The sequence below is a fragment of the Pseudomonas veronii genome, assembly GCF_001439695.1.
Classification (GTDB): Bacteria; Pseudomonadota; Gammaproteobacteria; order Pseudomonadales; family Pseudomonadaceae; genus Aquipseudomonas; species Aquipseudomonas veronii.
Window position 1 is genome coordinate 1 of record NZ_JYLL01000017.1, and the last position, 16,663, is coordinate 16,663.

The 16,663-nt window shown below is 60.8% G+C and carries 13 protein-coding genes; 4 read left to right on the forward strand and 9 right to left on the reverse strand.

Translation table 11 applies throughout. The features are described 5' to 3' along the window. Window positions 1-350: 350 nt before the first annotated feature. Window positions 351-740: an antitoxin Xre-like helix-turn-helix domain-containing protein gene (locus TU80_RS19640; protein WP_057005192.1), complete on the forward strand. Its 390-nt coding sequence runs from the start codon at window positions 351-353 to the stop codon at window positions 738-740. Window positions 741-916: 176 nt separating this feature from the next. On the opposite strand, the gene TU80_RS19645 is transcribed toward TU80_RS19640, so the two are convergent. From TU80_RS19645 to TU80_RS19655, 3 genes are all read right to left on the reverse strand, one after another. Further along, window positions 917-1,141, reverse strand: coding sequence for a hypothetical protein (locus TU80_RS19645; protein WP_143041273.1), 225 nt, complete (start codon window positions 1,139-1,141; stop codon window positions 917-919). A 102-nt stretch (window positions 1,142-1,243) separates the two neighbouring features. Beyond that, window positions 1,244-1,600 carry a hypothetical protein gene (locus TU80_RS19650; RefSeq protein WP_057005194.1) on the reverse strand — a complete coding sequence of 119 codons (357 nt, stop codon included), beginning with the start codon at window positions 1,598-1,600 and terminating at the stop codon, window positions 1,244-1,246. A 346-nt stretch (window positions 1,601-1,946) separates the two neighbouring features. After that, window positions 1,947-2,444 carry a MarR family winged helix-turn-helix transcriptional regulator gene (locus TU80_RS19655; protein ID WP_046381585.1) on the reverse strand — a complete coding sequence of 166 codons (498 nt, stop codon included), beginning with the start codon at window positions 2,442-2,444 and terminating at the stop codon, window positions 1,947-1,949. Window positions 2,445-2,640: 196 nt separating this feature from the next. Here TU80_RS19655 and arsQ point away from each other — a divergent pair, with 196 nt between their 5' ends. From arsQ to TU80_RS19670, 3 genes are all read left to right on the forward strand, one after another. Next, window positions 2,641-3,846 carry an arsinothricin export permease ArsQ gene (gene arsQ / locus TU80_RS19660; RefSeq protein ID WP_057005195.1) on the forward strand — a complete coding sequence of 402 codons (1,206 nt, stop codon included), beginning with the start codon at window positions 2,641-2,643 and terminating at the stop codon, window positions 3,844-3,846. A 91-nt stretch (window positions 3,847-3,937) separates the two neighbouring features. Next, window positions 3,938-4,483: an arsinothricin resistance N-acetyltransferase ArsN1 family B gene (locus TU80_RS19665; RefSeq protein WP_057005224.1), complete on the forward strand. Its 546-nt coding sequence runs from the start codon at window positions 3,938-3,940 to the stop codon at window positions 4,481-4,483. Window positions 4,484-4,753: 270 nt separating this feature from the next. Further along, a complete protein-coding gene (locus TU80_RS19670; RefSeq protein WP_046381587.1) occupies window positions 4,754-5,119 on the forward strand; it encodes an avidin-fold protein in 366 nt (121 codons plus the stop codon). 21 nt (window positions 5,120-5,140) lie between these two features. Here the strand turns inward: TU80_RS19670 and pbpC are convergent, their stop codons facing one another. The 6 genes from pbpC to TU80_RS19700 form a co-directional block, all read right to left on the reverse strand. After that, entirely contained in the window at window positions 5,141-7,438 is a 2,298-nt protein-coding gene (gene pbpC, locus TU80_RS19675; protein ID WP_057005196.1) for a penicillin-binding protein 1C, read from the reverse strand. Then, window positions 7,419-13,220 (reverse strand): MG2 domain-containing protein, encoded by a 5,802-nt coding sequence (locus TU80_RS19680; RefSeq protein WP_057005225.1) that lies wholly within the window; start codon window positions 13,218-13,220, stop codon window positions 7,419-7,421. Before TU80_RS19680 ends, pbpC begins: the two co-directional genes overlap by 20 nt. A 145-nt stretch (window positions 13,221-13,365) precedes the next feature. After that, window positions 13,366-14,298 (reverse strand): phosphatidate cytidylyltransferase, encoded by a 933-nt coding sequence (locus TU80_RS19685; protein WP_017850067.1) that lies wholly within the window; start codon window positions 14,296-14,298, stop codon window positions 13,366-13,368. Between the two features lies 1 nt (window position 14,299). Further along, entirely contained in the window at window positions 14,300-14,920 is a 621-nt protein-coding gene (locus TU80_RS19690) for a lysophospholipid acyltransferase family protein (RefSeq protein WP_017850066.1), read from the reverse strand. Between the two features lie 9 nt (window positions 14,921-14,929). Further along, a complete protein-coding gene (locus TU80_RS19695) occupies window positions 14,930-15,373 on the reverse strand; it encodes a hypothetical protein (RefSeq protein ID WP_017850065.1) in 444 nt (147 codons plus the stop codon). Continuing rightward, window positions 15,363-16,661, reverse strand: a complete 1,299-nt coding sequence (locus tag TU80_RS19700) for a phosphatase PAP2/dual specificity phosphatase family protein (protein ID WP_057005197.1) — start codon at window positions 16,659-16,661, stop codon at window positions 15,363-15,365. Before TU80_RS19700 ends, TU80_RS19695 begins: the two co-directional genes overlap by 11 nt. Window positions 16,662-16,663: the final 2 nt, after the last annotated feature.

A 16,663-nucleotide genomic window follows, 5' to 3' on the forward strand; every position in this document is an offset into this window, starting at 1 on the left:
CGACATCAGCCACTTTTTGATGCATCGCTACAACTGGATTAGGCCTCATCAATTCAACGATGGGTTGGCTCCAGCGCGGGCCGAGGAAAAACTTAACGTCGTGTCCGGGATTAGTTGACCACTACACCACGACTTTATTTCGCTCCGCTGATCGGAGCCATAAAAGAGATCCGATCTGAGATGCATAAAACCTACAACACAGAGTCAAAGAAAAATTAAGTGTTTCTTCGACTAACTCTTAGGTAGGTGGTAGATTTTTTACTTCTCCGCTACAGGCTATGCGCATGCTGAGGCGGGCCTCTCTACTTCAGCCATTAGTAGGTAAACTGCGTACGGCAGAGGAGAACAGGATGATCAGTGGTGAACGTCTTAGCGAGCAGCAGGCTACCACCGGGTTGAAGGTGGCTTTGCGCATCATCGGCGCCTGGGAAGCCACGCCCAGTCAGGCGTGCCGGATTCTCAGAATTTCACCCGCGACCTACCGTCGCGCATGGCGTGGCATTGCTGCAGGTCAGCGGCTCGATAAAGATCAGCAGCAACGCATCGGGATGGTGCTGGGTATCCACGCTTCGCTGCGGATGGTCTTCTCCAACCAGGCAAACGTGAAAGGTTTCCCTCGCTTCAAGAACGACAATCCGTTTTTTGCCGGCCGATTGCCACTGGAAGTCATGGCTCAAGGTGACATGATTGCGCTCTTCGAGACCTACAAGCGGATCGAGCACCTGGTGCTAGCCAGCTGAGAAGGCGACCCTTATCACAGAGACATTGAGGACATCATCATCATGCTTGACGGACGTCCAGCGCTACTGGCGGAAGTCAGTGAAGCCAGCGAAGAACTCAGGCATTACATCGCTGCGGGCATGCGGAGCAGCATACTCGTGCGTTAGTTTATCTCTACTGCGTGTTCGCTGGCCGCTTACGAGTGAAAGACCGTAGCATTGACACGTTCCTGACGATCAGCACGAGTGAAATTCACGACATTTGTCTTCATTGCAGCAGATAGATCGAACGGGCAGTGCAAGTCCTTGAGCTTATGTTTTTTGAGACTGCTCAGCGCCAGTAGCATTAGCTCCTCCACCTCACCGGCGCTCGCTGTGTAAGCTGTGGCACGGTATGCACGAGTAATATCGAGCTGGTTCACGCACTGCCGCCCCGAGTTGCGACATTCCACATAGGCCAGCTTCAACAGCTGTACCACCAGTCGCTTGATACCAAAAGTACAGCGGTACAGCTCAACGGCCGATTAACCAATATCAGCCTTTACGTAGGCATAGCTCGCTCTGAGACATTCAGCGATATCGTTCAGCCAATTCGCGCTGCCAGGCTCGTCCGGCAACATGCTTCGGGGATCAGCGAGCAGACGTTGCTTGTCCTCGCTGTTTCGGCCAAGTAGCTTATGAGCCAAGCTGTAGTTGCATACAAAAACCATCGGCACGCCAATGGCTGCCATGGTCAATAAAATGTCAGTAATCTTTGCAGCACCTGAGCCAGAGTTGGTGTGTTGCATCTCTTCTAATATCGCCAGGGAAAACTCGTTGAACGACCTGAGCCTGATTCCAGCAGGGTCACGTGAGGTGCCGCCCGAGATCAAGCGGCACATGCGACGGTTTTAATTCACACGCGATAGTTGTAATTCTCAAAAACCACCCTTCATGACTGCACTCTAGTTGTTCGTGTCAAACTATGTTGTGAGCAGCCGAGCCCTGTATTTGAAGCGCAGCCCATCTGTGTCAATCTATGTTGCTGTTGTCTTTACCCCGAATCATCCTACAGACCCCGATTTGCGCGAGGGGTTGTGTCAAATTATGTTGTTGGTACCCACCGTCTGGTTTCAGACAATCACTGCCAAAAGCCCCTGATCTCAGGGGCTTTTCTTTTTTATGTGTCTCCACCACATACCCTATTTTGGATTGTGATCTGGCTAAATATTCGTCTGTAGAGGTGCCTCAGCAGCATTTGCGGGGCAGAGCCTCGTCAGCACTGAAGTCTTTGAGACCGCACCGTTGTTCGGTGGCGTTAGCGAAGCGACGTAGCATTTGGATTGCACCCTCACGGGCTTCTTTCGATAAGTCAGATGCGAGATTGCGAGCCTCTGCGACTAAATCCGATCGAATACTTTCATAAAGCGTCACGCCTTCGGGCGTCACGGTGATCGCCAGCGCGCGGCCGTCAGTGGCATCTGGAACACGGCAAACCAGCCCCTGTTTTGCAAGCGAATCGACTAACCGGCTCGCGTTGCTCTTGTCGAGAAAAAGCTCACTGGCCAACGATTGAACGCGAACCGGCCCAGCCTTTATCACATGCTCAAGCGCATAGCATTGAGTGACGGACAGGCCTTCGCAGCAGCTGCGATCTCTGTCACGAAACTGGTAGACCCTAACCAAGTGACTCAGGGCTTCGTAAAGCTGTTCGGCATCCTGGTCGATCTGATCAATGTTTGGCATAGCACTCGGCTCGCAATTCCGGGAAAACGCTAATACCACCTTAGCAGGCGCAGCGACACATTTTTCTGGGCATAAGCGCCTGCGAAATTGTTCAATTATATTAGTTGCGGGTCGCAACGTATTTTGCGATTGTGAAGTGCAGGCACAACTTGCAGGCCTTTCAGAGGTGGTTCCGGTAACGCGGGGAGGTACATGGATGTTAGTAGAAGCGCTTAGGACGAAAACACGCTCTCGGTTACGGAACCTGGGGAGCCGTGTCTCCATTCCTCTCCCTGTCGCGATGTTGCTGGGTGCGATTCTGATCCCTCTTCTTGCCGGCACCAACAGCAGTGACGTGTTCCAATCGCTGAGCAAAGGATTCGCAAACAACCTTGGCTATTTCGCCATCGTCATCCTGAGCGCGTTTTTCATTGCCGGCTGGATCTCGACGCAAGGAAGTGCGTCCTTCGGAAAATTCGGCATCTCTCTGTCACCCTTGCTGGGTGCTGGCATGGTTTGTCCCGATACAGCCTATGCGTCTCTTGCTCCCATTGCAGGGCAACACCGCAAGTTCATTGCAATCGGATGCTACTCGGGATTCAAGCTGTTAATGCCCGCGGGCCCGCTGATCATTGGGATTGGGTTAGGGGCCAACACGCATGACCCAAAGTTTCTGTATCTAGGGTTGCTGCTGACAGTCGTCACCTGGGTTGTCGGGACGGTCTGGACGTACTGGACGACCCGCACAGATTGTTCATCACCCAACGATTCGACTGATCCCACCGTGCCTCACGACTCGGTTATCAAGGTGATCCTGCCTCTGGCTGTATTTTTCCTGCTCCTGATCACCGGCTACGCCATTCCAAAGAACCAGCACTCCATCATCGAGTTCTTCACTACTCCCGCCGGTGCGCTGATCGCCACATCGTTGTTGATTGCGCTTAGCTGCAAACCTGGTGAGGTTCAAGATCTGCTGTCCAAAGCGATGCGTAGAACCAGCCCGTTATTGTTCACCATCGGTTGTGCGTCTGCTTTGGGCCAAGCCCTCGGTTTGGTGCTTCCCAAGGAACTGATTCAGCACGCATTCAGCGCGTCGGGCAGCACCACGCATATTTTGGTTGGGGTGTTCCTGCTGGCTGCGGTATTCAAAACACTGAATGGCTCTTCCCTTGCGACCTTTGCCGCCATCCCTCCTGTTCTCTCTCCAATCCTTGCGTCTGGCGCGGTGGACTTGATGAGCGTCACATTCGCCGTCTGTCTGGGATCGTTCGTCGCCATTCTCCCTAACGACAGCTATTACTGGCTGGTCAAATCGGACGCCTTTCCCGAATACAGCACCGGCAGGTATATGCGTTTGATGACCGCCGGTTCAGTTCTACAAGCATTGATCGGTCTGGCGGTTCTTCTGCTGATATCGCCTTAACTTCGAACGCCTACAAAACCAACGGCGATCTCGAGCCACCGAATCGTCGTGCCTGAACTCAAAGAGAAAGAGAATGGAGTACTTGGTCGCCATGAATTACAACGTGAGGGTCGCTACACCCGCTGATGCCTCTGCCATTCAGGCTATCTATGCGCCGATGGTTTTGAACACAGCCATCTCGTTTGAGCTGACGCCACCAACTGTCGATGAAATGGCAGAGCGGATCGCCGCAACACTGCCGATGTATCCCTATCTGGTAGCCGAGATGAATGGCGATGTCGTTGGATACGCTTATGCAAGCCAGCATCGCGCTAGAGAAGCCTATCGCTGGTCGGTAGATGTCACCGTCTATGTCGACCCTGCCGTACACCGAAAAGGGGTTGGTCGTGCGCTTTATCAGCGGCTTCTACCGCTCCTCGAGAAACAGGGGTTTCATACGGCCTACGCCGGCATTGCCTTACCCAACGCGGGGAGCATCGGTATCCATGAAGCGCTCGGTTTTACCCATATCGGCACGTACCCTGAGGTTGGGTACAAGCACGGTCAATGGCATAGCGTTGGTTATTGGCGCAAACCACTTTGTGCAGTGACACCACCAATAGAAATCATCCCGTTCAGTGATGTAAAGGAAGAGTAGAGCAGCAAGAGAGGGCTGCCAGATGCTACTGCGCCAGCTTCGACATTGGTGTCTGCAGCCTCCAGGAGCTGATCGAGAATGCTGAAGCCTTCATGGTCGCGGATCATCAGGTGATTCACCAGGTCATTCGCATCTGACAAGCTGAAGACGGGCGTATTGGTTCCCAGCAAACAACCAAGTAGATTGCGAGTGTTTTAATTCTCTAGATCCACCGCCGGGTCTCCAGGCTCGACCCGGAACGGAAGCCCCCTACGAAAGGACGCGACATTCATGGACACTCCCTTCTGCCCAATCCACGCACGTTTGAACAATCGTCGCTTTACGGTCGCGAACAATGCCCACGGGCTATCCGGTGCCGGCACGGTGTTTCATTACCTTGTCGAAGGGGAGGCCATCTCCGGCTCTTACCAAGGCGGTCGAATCCGCGTGGGCACGCAGGTCGGGCGTGTGACAGGCGCCGATACCATCGAGTTGCTGTATCAATGCCTGACGCTTGAGGGCGAGCTGCTGGCCGGCTGGTCGCGTGGCACGGTGGGTGTGGATCAGGCCGGGCGTACCACCTTGAGCTTCGTTTGGGGATGGTTGTCGGGCGCGACGGGCGGTGGGGAGTCGAGTTACGTGGAGATCAGCGCCTAGCGGTCAGGCGCGTTCGCCCGCTCACGGCACAAACTCCACCCGCAGCGCCCGGCTCGCACTGCGGCCCTGATCGTCACTGACCCGCAATCGGTACTCCCCCGACTTGCCCGGTCGCCAATTCAGCGTGGATTGCGGCGGGCCTTGGCCGATCAGGGTCTGGTCGGCAAACCAGTACAACGTCGTCGCGTCGCTGGCCGCGTTGGCATTCAGCGCAATGCTTTCCTGCGGTTGGGACAGGCGCAATTGATAGCTCACCTGGGTCAGCGGCGAACGGATCTGCGGGGCTTCGCTCTGGTCGCCGATGCGGTTGGGCTGGCAGTTTTTCATCACCGTGGGCGGCGTGCGTCGCGCCAGGCCGGCGGCGCGGTACAGGCGTTGTACGTCGCTGGGCCAGAACTCGAAGACTTCTTCGCGGGTGTACTGCGGGTCGAACGGCGGGCAGGCGGCTTTGCCGGTGCGGGTGTCGATCAGCACCGGGCGGTGCAGGTTGGACACGCGGATCGGCGAGACGCCGGGGATGTACCAGGTTTTGCGGGTCTGTGGGCACCAGCGGTTGGGCAATTCGCCGGAGGCCGCGCAGACGTCGATACGGATCAGCCCGGGCGGCGGCTTGTCGGGTTTGATCTGCACGTTGGGCAAGGCCAGGGGCAGGGCGTCGGCGATGCGGAAGAACAGCGGCGCGGCGGTTTTGGCGCCGATGAACGCCGGGTTCGGTCGCCCATCGAAGTTACCGACCCACACCACCAGCACGTAGGGGCCGACCAGCCCGGCACTCCATGCATCGTGGAAGCCCCAGGAGGTGCCGGTTTTCCAGGCGGTGCGCCAGTGCCGGCCGGGCAGGCCATCCGGGCGCGGGTTGCGGCGCAGCATGTCGCGCACCATGAAGGCGGCTTGAGGCGTCAGCAGCGCTGGGCCGCTGGCCTGGGGCTGTTCCTGTAAATAGCGCAACGGCCGCAGGTGCCCGTCGCCGGCCAGCATCAGGTACAGCCGCGCCAGCTCTTCGGGCGTCATCTCGCCGCCGCCGAGGGCCAGGGCCAGGCCGTAATGGCTTTCACCGCGCAGGCCCTTGATGCCGGCGCGTTGCAACAAGCCGTATAACGAAGGCGATTTCACCTGGCTGGCGAGCCACACGGCGGGGATATTGCGGCTACGGATCAACGCATCGCGCGCCGTCAGTGGCCCGACAAAACTGCCGTCGAAATTCTCCGGTTGGAAGTAGCCGAAGTTACTGGGTAAATCCTTGAGGATGCTCATGGGGTGGATCACCCCCTGGTCCAGCGCCAATCCGTAGAGGAACGGTTTGAGCGTCGACCCCGGCGAACGCCGCGCCAGCACGCCATTGACCTGGCCATGGATGCCTGTGGATAAGTAATCCGCCGAGCCCACCAGTGCCTTGACGCTCTGGTCGCGGCTGTCGATCAGGATCGCCGTGGCGTTTTCCACCCCCGTGCCGCGCCGCTCGGCGATAAAGCCGCTAATCAAGCGTTCGAGCAATTGTTGCAAGGGCAGGTTGAGGGTGCTGTTCAGCTCGTTGCCGGGCTGGGACGCGAGCAACTGTTCGCTCAAGTGCGGCGCCAGAAACGCGATCTGCTGGCGGTTGCGCGCTTCCAGGGGCACGTCCAGCAGGCTGTCGTTGCGCGGGTCCTGTGGATAAGTTGCGCGCCAGTCGTTCATCAAGCGCTGCCGCGCGTTTTGCAACGAGGGCCCGAAGCGCGCGCGTCGCCCCGGCTGCTGGGGGATCACCGCCAGTGCCAGCGCTTCAGACAACGACAACTGCGCCGCCGCCTTGCCGAAGTAAATGCGACTCGCCGCCTCGGCGCCTTCGATATTGCCGCCCATGGGTGCCAGGTTCAGGTAGGCCTCAAGGATGTCGTGCTTGCTGTAACGCGCTTCCAGCCACAAGGCCAAGGCCATCTGTTGCAGCTTGCCCGGCACCTGGCGGGTGTTCAGATCCCACAAGCGCCGCGCCAGTTGCATGCTCAACGTCGAGCCGCCCTGGCGCTGGCCGCCGCTGTAAGTGGCCATGGCCGCACGCAGCAACGCCGGGGGATTGATCCCCGGGTGCCAGTAGAAATTACGGTCTTCCTTGAGCAGCAAGGCCTCGATCAATGACGGAGAAAACCGCTCCAGCGGTAGCCATAAGCGGTATTGCCCATCATCCGCCAAGGTCATGCGCAACAGCGAGCCGTCATCGGCCAGCACCACCCTTGAGGATGTCACCGCCTGTTCCAGCGGAGCATGTGGCCACAGCCGCAGCCCCGCCAGCAGTACCGCCGCTGCCAGCAGCGGCGTCAGGCGCCTAAGGCTTGGTAATTTCAAGCTGGCCTACTTTGCCGCGCCCTTGCAGGGTGGTTTCGTACATGCCTTCGGCGTAGGCCGGTGGCGTATTGAAAGTACCGGCGTTGGTGGCGCGCACGCGGTACACGAAAGTGCCTACGTCACGCAGTGCGGTGCCGTATAACACCACCCGATCATCGCGCACGTCCACGTAGTCTGGCTGCCAGTTGCTCAGCTCGGTTTCGCCGATCGGCGCTTGCCAGGCGTCAGGCGTTTCGCTGTCTTCTACGTATTCCGCTTCCTCGCCTTCACTGTCATCGGTGCTGGCGGCCTCCGGCTCCGGCGGCAAGTTATACACAGGCTCGACGCCACCGGGCAGCAGGTCGACCACCGCCACTTGCTGCACTTGATCGCGGTCGGTCGCCCTCAGGCGCAGGCGCACCAGGAACTCATCGCCCACCGCGACTGTGTTTACCGGCTCGCCGTTGAGGTCGAGGTACTCGTGGATAATTTCCAGGCCATTGTTGATCGGCTTGAGCTTGGCACCTTTATCAAAGCCGGCTTCGCTGAGCATGTAGAACGCTGCCGGGCCGTCGGATTTTTCCATCAGCAATTTTTGCGTGGCGCTCGGCACTGCGGCGCGCGGCGGTTGGCCGGCCATCTCCAGCAATTGTTGCTGTTTGTCGCCCAACCACGCGCTGGCCTTGAGGGTCATGTCGCTTTGTGCGCGCTGGCCGTAGTTATCCAGGGCGCGCAGTAACAGCGCCGCCGACAGCGAGTTGTAACGTTGCTCGTTAAGGCGCTTGCCGAGTTTATCCAGCAGCGCCGCCGGCACCTCGTCCAGCAGCTCGGGGAAATGCCGTGCCAGCAAGTGCAGGTGTTCGGCGTCATGCACCAACGGGTCGTAATACAGACCGTCGCTGTTCCACTTATCCACAAGCGAACGCCATGGAATCTTACGGAACAGCGTATCCGCCTGGCGATCCTGCTTGAGCAGCTTGTAGCTGGCGGCCAGGTAGGCGGCGCCCAGGTCGTTCTGCCAGGTGTCCTTGAAGTAGCGCTCGTAGCGCTCACGGATATCGCTCAAGGCGCCGCTCACCAGAATCCCCTGACGGCTCAGCAGGTAACTGGCGTAGGCACGGTTGCGCAATTCCGACAGGCCTTCGCTGGGGCCGTTGGCCAGGTCTGTCAGATAGGTATTGGCCCGTACCAGCAGGTCTTCCGGCACCGGCAGCCCGCGTTCCTTGGCTTCGATCAGGAAGTCGGTGGCGTACAGGCTGGCATATGGCGCTACGTCCGGGTTGGCCGCCCACAAACCGAAACCGCCGGCCTGGTTCTGGCGCTGGCGCAACATCCGCACCGCGCTGGCGAAGGCCTGTTCGGCCTCGGGCGCGTTGCCACCCCAGATCAACGCCGGCATGGCTTTGGACACCAACTGTTCGGTGCAGGCGTAGCCGTAGTCATCCAGGTAATGCTTGAGACCGTTGGCCCACACCAGTGGCGACGCCGCCACACCCAGTTGCACGTCGCGCAGTTGGCTGAACAGCTCGCGGGTGGGCTTGAGCTCTTTGCTGGCGCTGTCGAAACGGCCCAGGCTCAGGGCCACGCGGTGTTCGCTCAGAGGGCGGATCGAGGTGGTTTCCGCCACCTGAATGCGCTTGCCATTCGGCAACACGGCGATAAAGCGCAGATCTGCCGAGCCGAGGGTGTCGCCGACTTTGATCTTGAACTCGGCGGTGCCTTCCTTGCGCGGTTGCAGCGACAAGGTGCTGCCTTTGTCGCCCTGCACGTTGAGGCCGTTGCTGGTCTGCACTTCAAACTTCACATCCGCCGCCGCGTCGAGGTTGCTGAACACCCCGGCGCTCACGTTGAACACATCCCCCGGCGCGACGAAAGCCGGTACGTTTGGCGTGATCACGAGCGGCCCGCGCACCTCGGTAGTGGCCTCGCTGACGCCCACGCTGTCGGCATCCACCGCCACCGCGAACAGGTGCAGCTTGCCGTTGAAACTGTCCGGCACCTGGTAATGCAGCACGCTTTCACCGGCTGGCAAGTCCACCAGCCCGGACCACCAGGCCACAGGCGGCTGGTGTTTACGCTTGAACGGGTTGAGGTGATTGGCCAACGCGCCTTCGGTATCGCCACCGGGCGCGGCCCCACTGAGCAGGCGGCTGAATTCCGGCAGGATCAGGTCAAGAATCTGACTGGTGCCGACTTCCAGCGCACGTTTCTGGAAGAAGAAGCCCAGCGGGTCCGGCGTCTGGTAGCGCGCCACCTGCAGGATGCCTTCGTCCACCGCATACACCACCGCACGGCCCGGGCGGTCGGCGTTGACCTTGATATCCAGAGTCTGCCCCGGTTCGATCTGCGCCGGGCCGTCAACCTTCAATGGCATGCGCCGCGCATCCAGGTTGATGCTGAACGGCACCACGCCGTAGGACAGCGGGCTCATGTAGACCTCGGACGAACCGATGTCGCGCACAAACTGCACGTTGACGTAGGCATTGCCCTCAAGCCCTGCGGGCACGCGGATATGCTGCACACTGTTGGTGCTGTCGGCCTTGAACCACTGCTGGGTGTAGACCTTGTCACGCTCGATGGTGATCAGGCCCGCCCCGGTGTACGGCGCGCGGACACTGATGGCAATCTCATCCCCCGTTGCGTAACTGCGTTTATCCAGGCGCAGTTGCAGCTCGGCGTTGCGCTCCAGGGAGCGCGAGGTGTTGCCGCGCCCGGCCACGCTGTAGTCGATCTGGTTCAGCAGCTTGCCGTTGGCGTCCTTGAGTTGCAGGGTGAAATCGCCAGGGGTGGCGGTGTTCAGGGTTTGCTTGGCGCCGTCCTTGGTCATCACCAGCGGCGAGGCGGGCTGGCTGATGTTCTTGATCCGCGATTCGTATTTGTAGGTGCCGTTGGACTGCTTCACCAGCACCGAGACGTAGCGGTGCTCGACCACTTCGCTGGTCAGCCCGTCCACCGCCAGCGGCGTGAGATCCGGCGCGACGGCCAACCATTGCACCTGGCGCGGGGCGTCCTTGGCGACATACGACAGCGAGTCCTGACTTTTCACACCCACCAGGTAGGGCGCAGACGACACCAGCAACGCACTTTGCGCCGCCACATTGCGCCCGCCTTCAGCCTCGAACACCTGAGTCATTACCTGCAGGCGGTAAGTGCTGTTGGCGAAGCGTTGCAGGTTGAGGTCGAGCACGGCCTGGCCGTTGTCATCGACGGTGGTCTCGGCCAGGTCTTCGGTGCTGGCCTCTTCCAGCGCATCGTTGAGGCGGAAGCGGTAATCGGGGTAACGCTCGAACGCCGCGAGCGTCGGGCTCAGGGACATCTTCGCGGTCACGCGACGGCCGGCCGCCGGGGCGCCGAACAGGTGCATTGCGCTGACTTTGGCCACCACCTGCTCCGGTGGAATCCAGCCCGGCACTGGCGTGTCGTGCAGGCTCAGGCTGACTTTCATACGGTCCGGCTCGAAGTCGCGGACCTTGAAGCTGACACTGCCCAGGTCGGTGCGGGTCTGTTTCGCGCCGATCAGTTGCAAGGTCGCGGTGTAATCCCCGGCCGGGGCCACTTCGCTGCTGGGGAAATCAAAGGTTTCAAAACCGCTGGCGGACAGCTTCAGCGGCTGGCGAATCACTTCCAGGCCGCGAGGGTCGGTGATTTGCAGCTCCACCGGCAAGCCTTGCAGGGCGCCTTTCCAGTTGCCGCTGCGCACGATCATGCCCAGGTGCGCGGTTTCGCCGGGCCGGTACAGGCCACGGTCGGTGAACAGGTAGGCGCTGAGGCGGTCGATCGCACCGTCTTCTTGCAAACCGCCTACGTCGAAGCGCGACAGATCCAACTGCTGGGACTGACGGGCAATCGGCAGGAAGGATTGGTCATTACCGCGACTGACCACATACATCAGTGGCGTTTTCTCACGGCGCAGTTCATCGAGTTTGGCGAAATGCGCGTGGCCTTCGGCGTCGGTGTGGCCGCTGGCGACCGGCAGACCGTTACGGCCGATGATGTCGACTTGCGCGTCGGCCACCGGCGAACCGTTGCCGATGGACTGCACATACACGTCATGGCTGCCGTCGCTGGAGCGCTTGGCGATGATCCCGAGGTCTGTCACCACGATAAAGCGCAGGTCGCTGGTGCTGCTGCGGGAGTAGTCGAATGTGCGTTCGGCCGGGTCATCCTGTGGGCTGAGCTTGAGTACGAAAATACCGCGTCGGCCGCCGTTGGCGGTCAGGTAATGGCTGAGGTCGACGTTGTCGTAGACGGTTTTCGCCGGGTCGTTGGACGACAGCGGAATATCCAGCGACTGACGCTCGACCATGCGATCGAAGTACTCATTACCGAAGTTCGGCCGTGCAAAGCTGCCGCTGCTCTGGTCCACCAAATGCTGCAACTGGTTGGGCAGCAGGCGAGCGATTTCCACATGGGCACCGGGCACGCCACGGGCCATGAAACCCAGGCGTTTTTCGCCGGTGAGGCTGAGCAAGGCGCCGTCGGAGAGGAACTGCAACGTGCGCGGGTAGGCCGGCATGCTGATCAGCGACGCTGTGGGGTTTTTCGCCAGGTAGCCGCCGATGGCTTCCAGGTTGGCGGGCACGCGCACATACAGCGCACGACCGGCCGGGGCCTTGAACTTGAATGCGTGCAGGGTGTTGAGCGGTTCGACGCTGGGCACGTGGGTCAGGTTGACCTTGGTGCTGCGGGCCAGTAGGGCATCGTCGATGTCGTTGCTGTTATAGGGGCGCGTGTCGTCCTCGGCTTTTTCCGGTAGCAACCAGGCCTGGACCTTACCGGCGATGGTGTCATCGGCTACGGCGCTGGAACTGCTGAACATCAACACCGGCTCGGGTTCGCCGCGTTCGTTGTCGACAAAGCTCACTTCGGCAGCGGTAAACGTCAGGCGATAGCGACCGGGCACGGTGACTTCGGCCACCAATGGCGCGTTGCTGGCGTTGCCGCCGTCCCGGGCCTTGATGCCTTCGTCGAGCTTGGCGCTGACGGGCGTGCTTTCCAGCGGGGTGGCCAGGGCGGCGGAGCGTACATAGGCGTTGAGCTTGGTCTCGTCGAAGCTGATTTCCGGGCGATTGGGTAACTGGGCGTCGCGGTAGGCGAGGCCTTTGCCGAGAATGATCGAAACCCGCTTGCGTAGGCTTTCTTCGTCGACCGGGTGGGAAAAACGGAAAGTCGCCACCAGTTGTTTCAGCGTCGGGTTGGACGGGTCCTGATACAACTCGTTCTGCGAAAGGCTGGCGCGGAACGGTTGAGTGGAGAACTGGCCGCTGTACTGGCTGAGCAACACGCCGTCGGCGAGCAGGTTTTTCTTCGCCAGATCGAAGGTGTAATGGGTGTCGATGGGCCAGTCTTTTTCCGGCGTGAACAGCAATGTGCGGTCATCGGACCAGCGCCAGGCCCCGGCTACAGCGGGTTTAAGGGTAATGCCGGCGGTGACCGGCTTGCCGATCGCCGCCAGAGGCGCGACGGACTCGGCAAAACGCACCTGCAAGTTATCCACAACCGCGGGTTGCTGGGTGTAGTCGGTCAGGTTGGGTTTGTGCAGCGAATAACCCACGGTGTGCGGCTGCGGCAGGTTGGAGTACCACTGCCAGCCGTAGAACCCGGCGGCGGCCAGCAGCACCAGGCCCAACACTCCGCCTCCGGCCTGGCGCGGGTAAGCGCGGGCCTTGCTGCCCAGGTTCAGCACGCCCCGGCCGATGGCGCGTAGCCAGAACGGCGGCTGCCATTGGCCGAACAGGGCACCCACCACAGTTATTAACGCACCGAACAAACGGCGAAAGATCGTTTTTAACGCGTCGAACATGGTGAGCATCCCTGGCTAAGTGCGGCGTATCTTACACGCGTCTTTGCGACAAAAGATGAGGGCGATACGTCACATCAATGCCGAGCGTGCGGGAGCAAGCCCGCCCTCACATGTTGATCTTCGTCGGGCTTGAGGGCGGTGTCGGTCAGGTCCACCAGTAGCGCACAAGGTGGAAGAAAATCGGCGCCGCAAAGCACACCGAATCCAGCCGATCGAGCATTCCGCCGTGCCCCTCGATCATATGCCCCCAGTCCTTCACGCCACGGTCGCGTTTGATCGCCGACATCACAATGCCGCCGGCAAACCCCAGCAAGTTGATCAGCAGCGCAATCAGGAACGACTGCCACGGGTTGAACGGCGTGGTCCACCACAGCGCCGCGCCGATCAGCGAGGAGAGCAGGATGCCGCCGACAAAGCCTTCGACGGTTTTCGACGGCGACAGGTTGGGCGCAATCTTGTGTTTGCCGAACAGCTTGCCGCACACGTACTGCAACACGTCCGACAGTTGCACCACGATCACGAGGTAGGCGATCAGCAGCAGGTTGCGGCCTTCATAGCCGGGGATGTCGAGGGTGAGCAGGGCGGGCACGAAGGACACGCAGAACACTGCGATCATCAAGCCCCATTGCACCTTCGAGGCGCGCTCCAGGAAGTGTGTGCTGTCGCCGCCGAGGGAGGCGAGGATCGGCAGCAGCAGGAACACGTACACCGGGATGAAGATCGAGAACAGCCCGTACCAGTCGGCGTAGATCAGCAGGTATTGCAGCGGCAGCGCCAGGTAGAACGCGGCCACCAGCGCCGGGTAGTCGCTGCGCCGGGTCGGGGTGAGGGTGAGAAATTCACGCAGGGCATAGAACGACACGGCATAGAACAGCACGATCACCGCGCCGGTGCCGAGCCAGAAGGCGATGCCGATCATCACCACCATCACCCACCAGGCATTGATGCGGGCGTTGAGGTTGTCGATCACCGCATTCGGCGTGCCACGGGTGCGCAGCTTGAGGATCAGGCCGATCAGCGAGGCGAGTACCAGGATCGCGCCGATTCCGCCGAACAGCATCAGGGTTTGGCTATCCATCTCAGGAATGCTCCGGGGCGAGGGCGAGCAGGGCGTCGCGGGTGCGGGCTAGGAAGGCGGCTTTGTCTTCGCCTTCTTCCAATTGCAGTGGCGCGCCGAAGCTGGTGGTACACAGCAGAGGCAGCGGCAGGACGCGCCCCTTGGGCATGACGCGGTTGAGGTTGGCAATCCACACGGGGATCAATTCGGCCTGTGGGTAACTTTTTGCCAGGTGATACAGGCCGCTTTTAAACGGCAGCAAGCCGTCTTCCAGATTGCGCGTGCCTTCGGGAAAGATGATCAGCGAGTCGCCGCCTTCCAGTGCGGCGAGCATGGGCTGCAAGGGGTTATCCACAGGGTCTTTGCGCTCGCGGTCGATCAACACGCCGTTGAACACGCGGTGGATGATGTAGCGGCGCAGCGCACTGTTGTTCCAGTAGTCGCTGCCGGCCACCGGGCGCGTGAATTTGCGCAGGTTCTGCGGCAGCGATGCCCACAGCAACACGAAGTCGCCGTGGCTGCTGTGGTTGGCGAAGTAGATGCGTTGCACCGGCACCGGCGCGCAGCCCAGCCACAGGCTGCGGGCGCCGGTGACGGTGCGGGCCATCGAGGTAATCAGGGTGGCGACCACGGGTTCGAACATGGGAATTCCTTATCCGGCGAAAGGTAGCCAAGGGCTGGCGAGAATCACGCCCAGGGTCAACAGCACTTGCGCGCCCAGCAGCCAGGCTTGCTTGCGCAGCAGTTTGAGGGCGCCGCGACGGCGTTCGGTCCAGGGTCGGCCGGCGCGTTTGGGCGACTGCAGGCCGAGGGTTTGCAGGGCCTGGTCGAGGTCCGGGGTGCGTTCGGTGTTACGGGCGAGCAGGGCGAACAGGTCGGCATCGAAGGCCACGCGCAGCGCCCAGTACTTTTGCAGCAGGCCGAGGATAATCATCCACAGGCTGAGCAGCAGGCAGATCGGCGCGATGCTGGCCATCAGCAGTTGCGCCAGGCCGAACAACACGCCCAGCAGCGTCAGGCCTGTGGATAACTGATCCAGTGAGCGGCCGCGGCGCAGCAGGCTGGCGACGACCTGGAGTTCCATATCAGCAGGCATGGGGCAAGGCCTCCAAAGCATGGCGATGAGCGGGATGCAGGACCACCTCGGTCCGCGCTGTACGAATAATAGCCAGTGCCTGATCCACCGTGGCGGCGCGCCCGCTGTGCAGCAGCCAGGCCGCCACAGCGGTGGCGCTGCGCGAATAGCCAAGGGCGCAGCACACCAGCACCGGGCCGTTGGCGCGCAGGCGTTCGATGGCTTGCGCGGCTTGCAGGCATTCGGCGGGGGTCGGCGCGATCAGGTCGAGGACGGGGACGCTTTGATAGGCACGGCCCTGTGGATTAATCGGCAATTCCGCGCACAGATCGACGATGGCCTTGAATGAACCTTGCTCGCGCACGGTAGGAAGCCGACCGAGCGAGACGTTATCCACAATCAGGTCGGGCTGTGGATGCGTGCGCGTCCACAGCCGTGAATTGAGCCACGCCGCTGCCAGATACGGCGCATACAGCCAGCGCGCCGCGGGGGTCAGTCGACCGTCGGCACGCTTCTGGAAACCTGGCGCGCCGAGGACGACGTAATTCGCCATGATCAGCCCCAGGGACAGCGCCGGCCACAGCAGCCATAGCCACCACCCGCCGTAAGTCAGCGCGAGGATGAACAGCACCAGCGCGCCCAGGCCGTAGCGCAACCCCAGGCGCCAGCGCGTGGAATCACGGGTCAGCCGCGCATTCAGCAGCGGGCTCGGATGTTCCAGCGGCCACAGCCACACGCACAGCCAACCCGCCAGGGCACCTGTGGGTAAGTCGATAAAGTGGTGTTGATAAGTGGTCAGCACTGAAACCCCGATCAACCCGAACCAGCCATGCACCAGCCAGCGCCAGGCGCCCTGGGTGTGGCGTTGGTACATGATCCACAGGATCACCAGCAGCGCGATATGCAGCGACGGCGCCTGGTTGAACGGTTTATCGAAACCGGCCAGCACGGCAAACAGCCAGCCGAACACGCCATCCAGCTCCGGCCGTTCGAAGGTGAAGCGCAGCGGCCAGATCAGGAAGCAACTCACGGCGATGAGCTGCGCACTCAGCAGGCGCAGCGCATGTTGCTTCAGTTCATGGCGGCTGTTGGGCAGCAGCAGGGAGAAACCGTAGAGCAGGTCGATGGTCCAGTAGGGCACGATGGTCCAGGCCCAGAACGGCATGTGGGTTTCCCAATCGAACACCAGTGTGCCGACGTCGCTGCGCTGGCTGGTGACCCATGTGGCAAAACCGTAGGTGCTGAAAAACAGCGGCGCCAACAGCAACAGCCACAGGAACGCGGGCTTTAACAGGCCGGGTTCGCGCATGT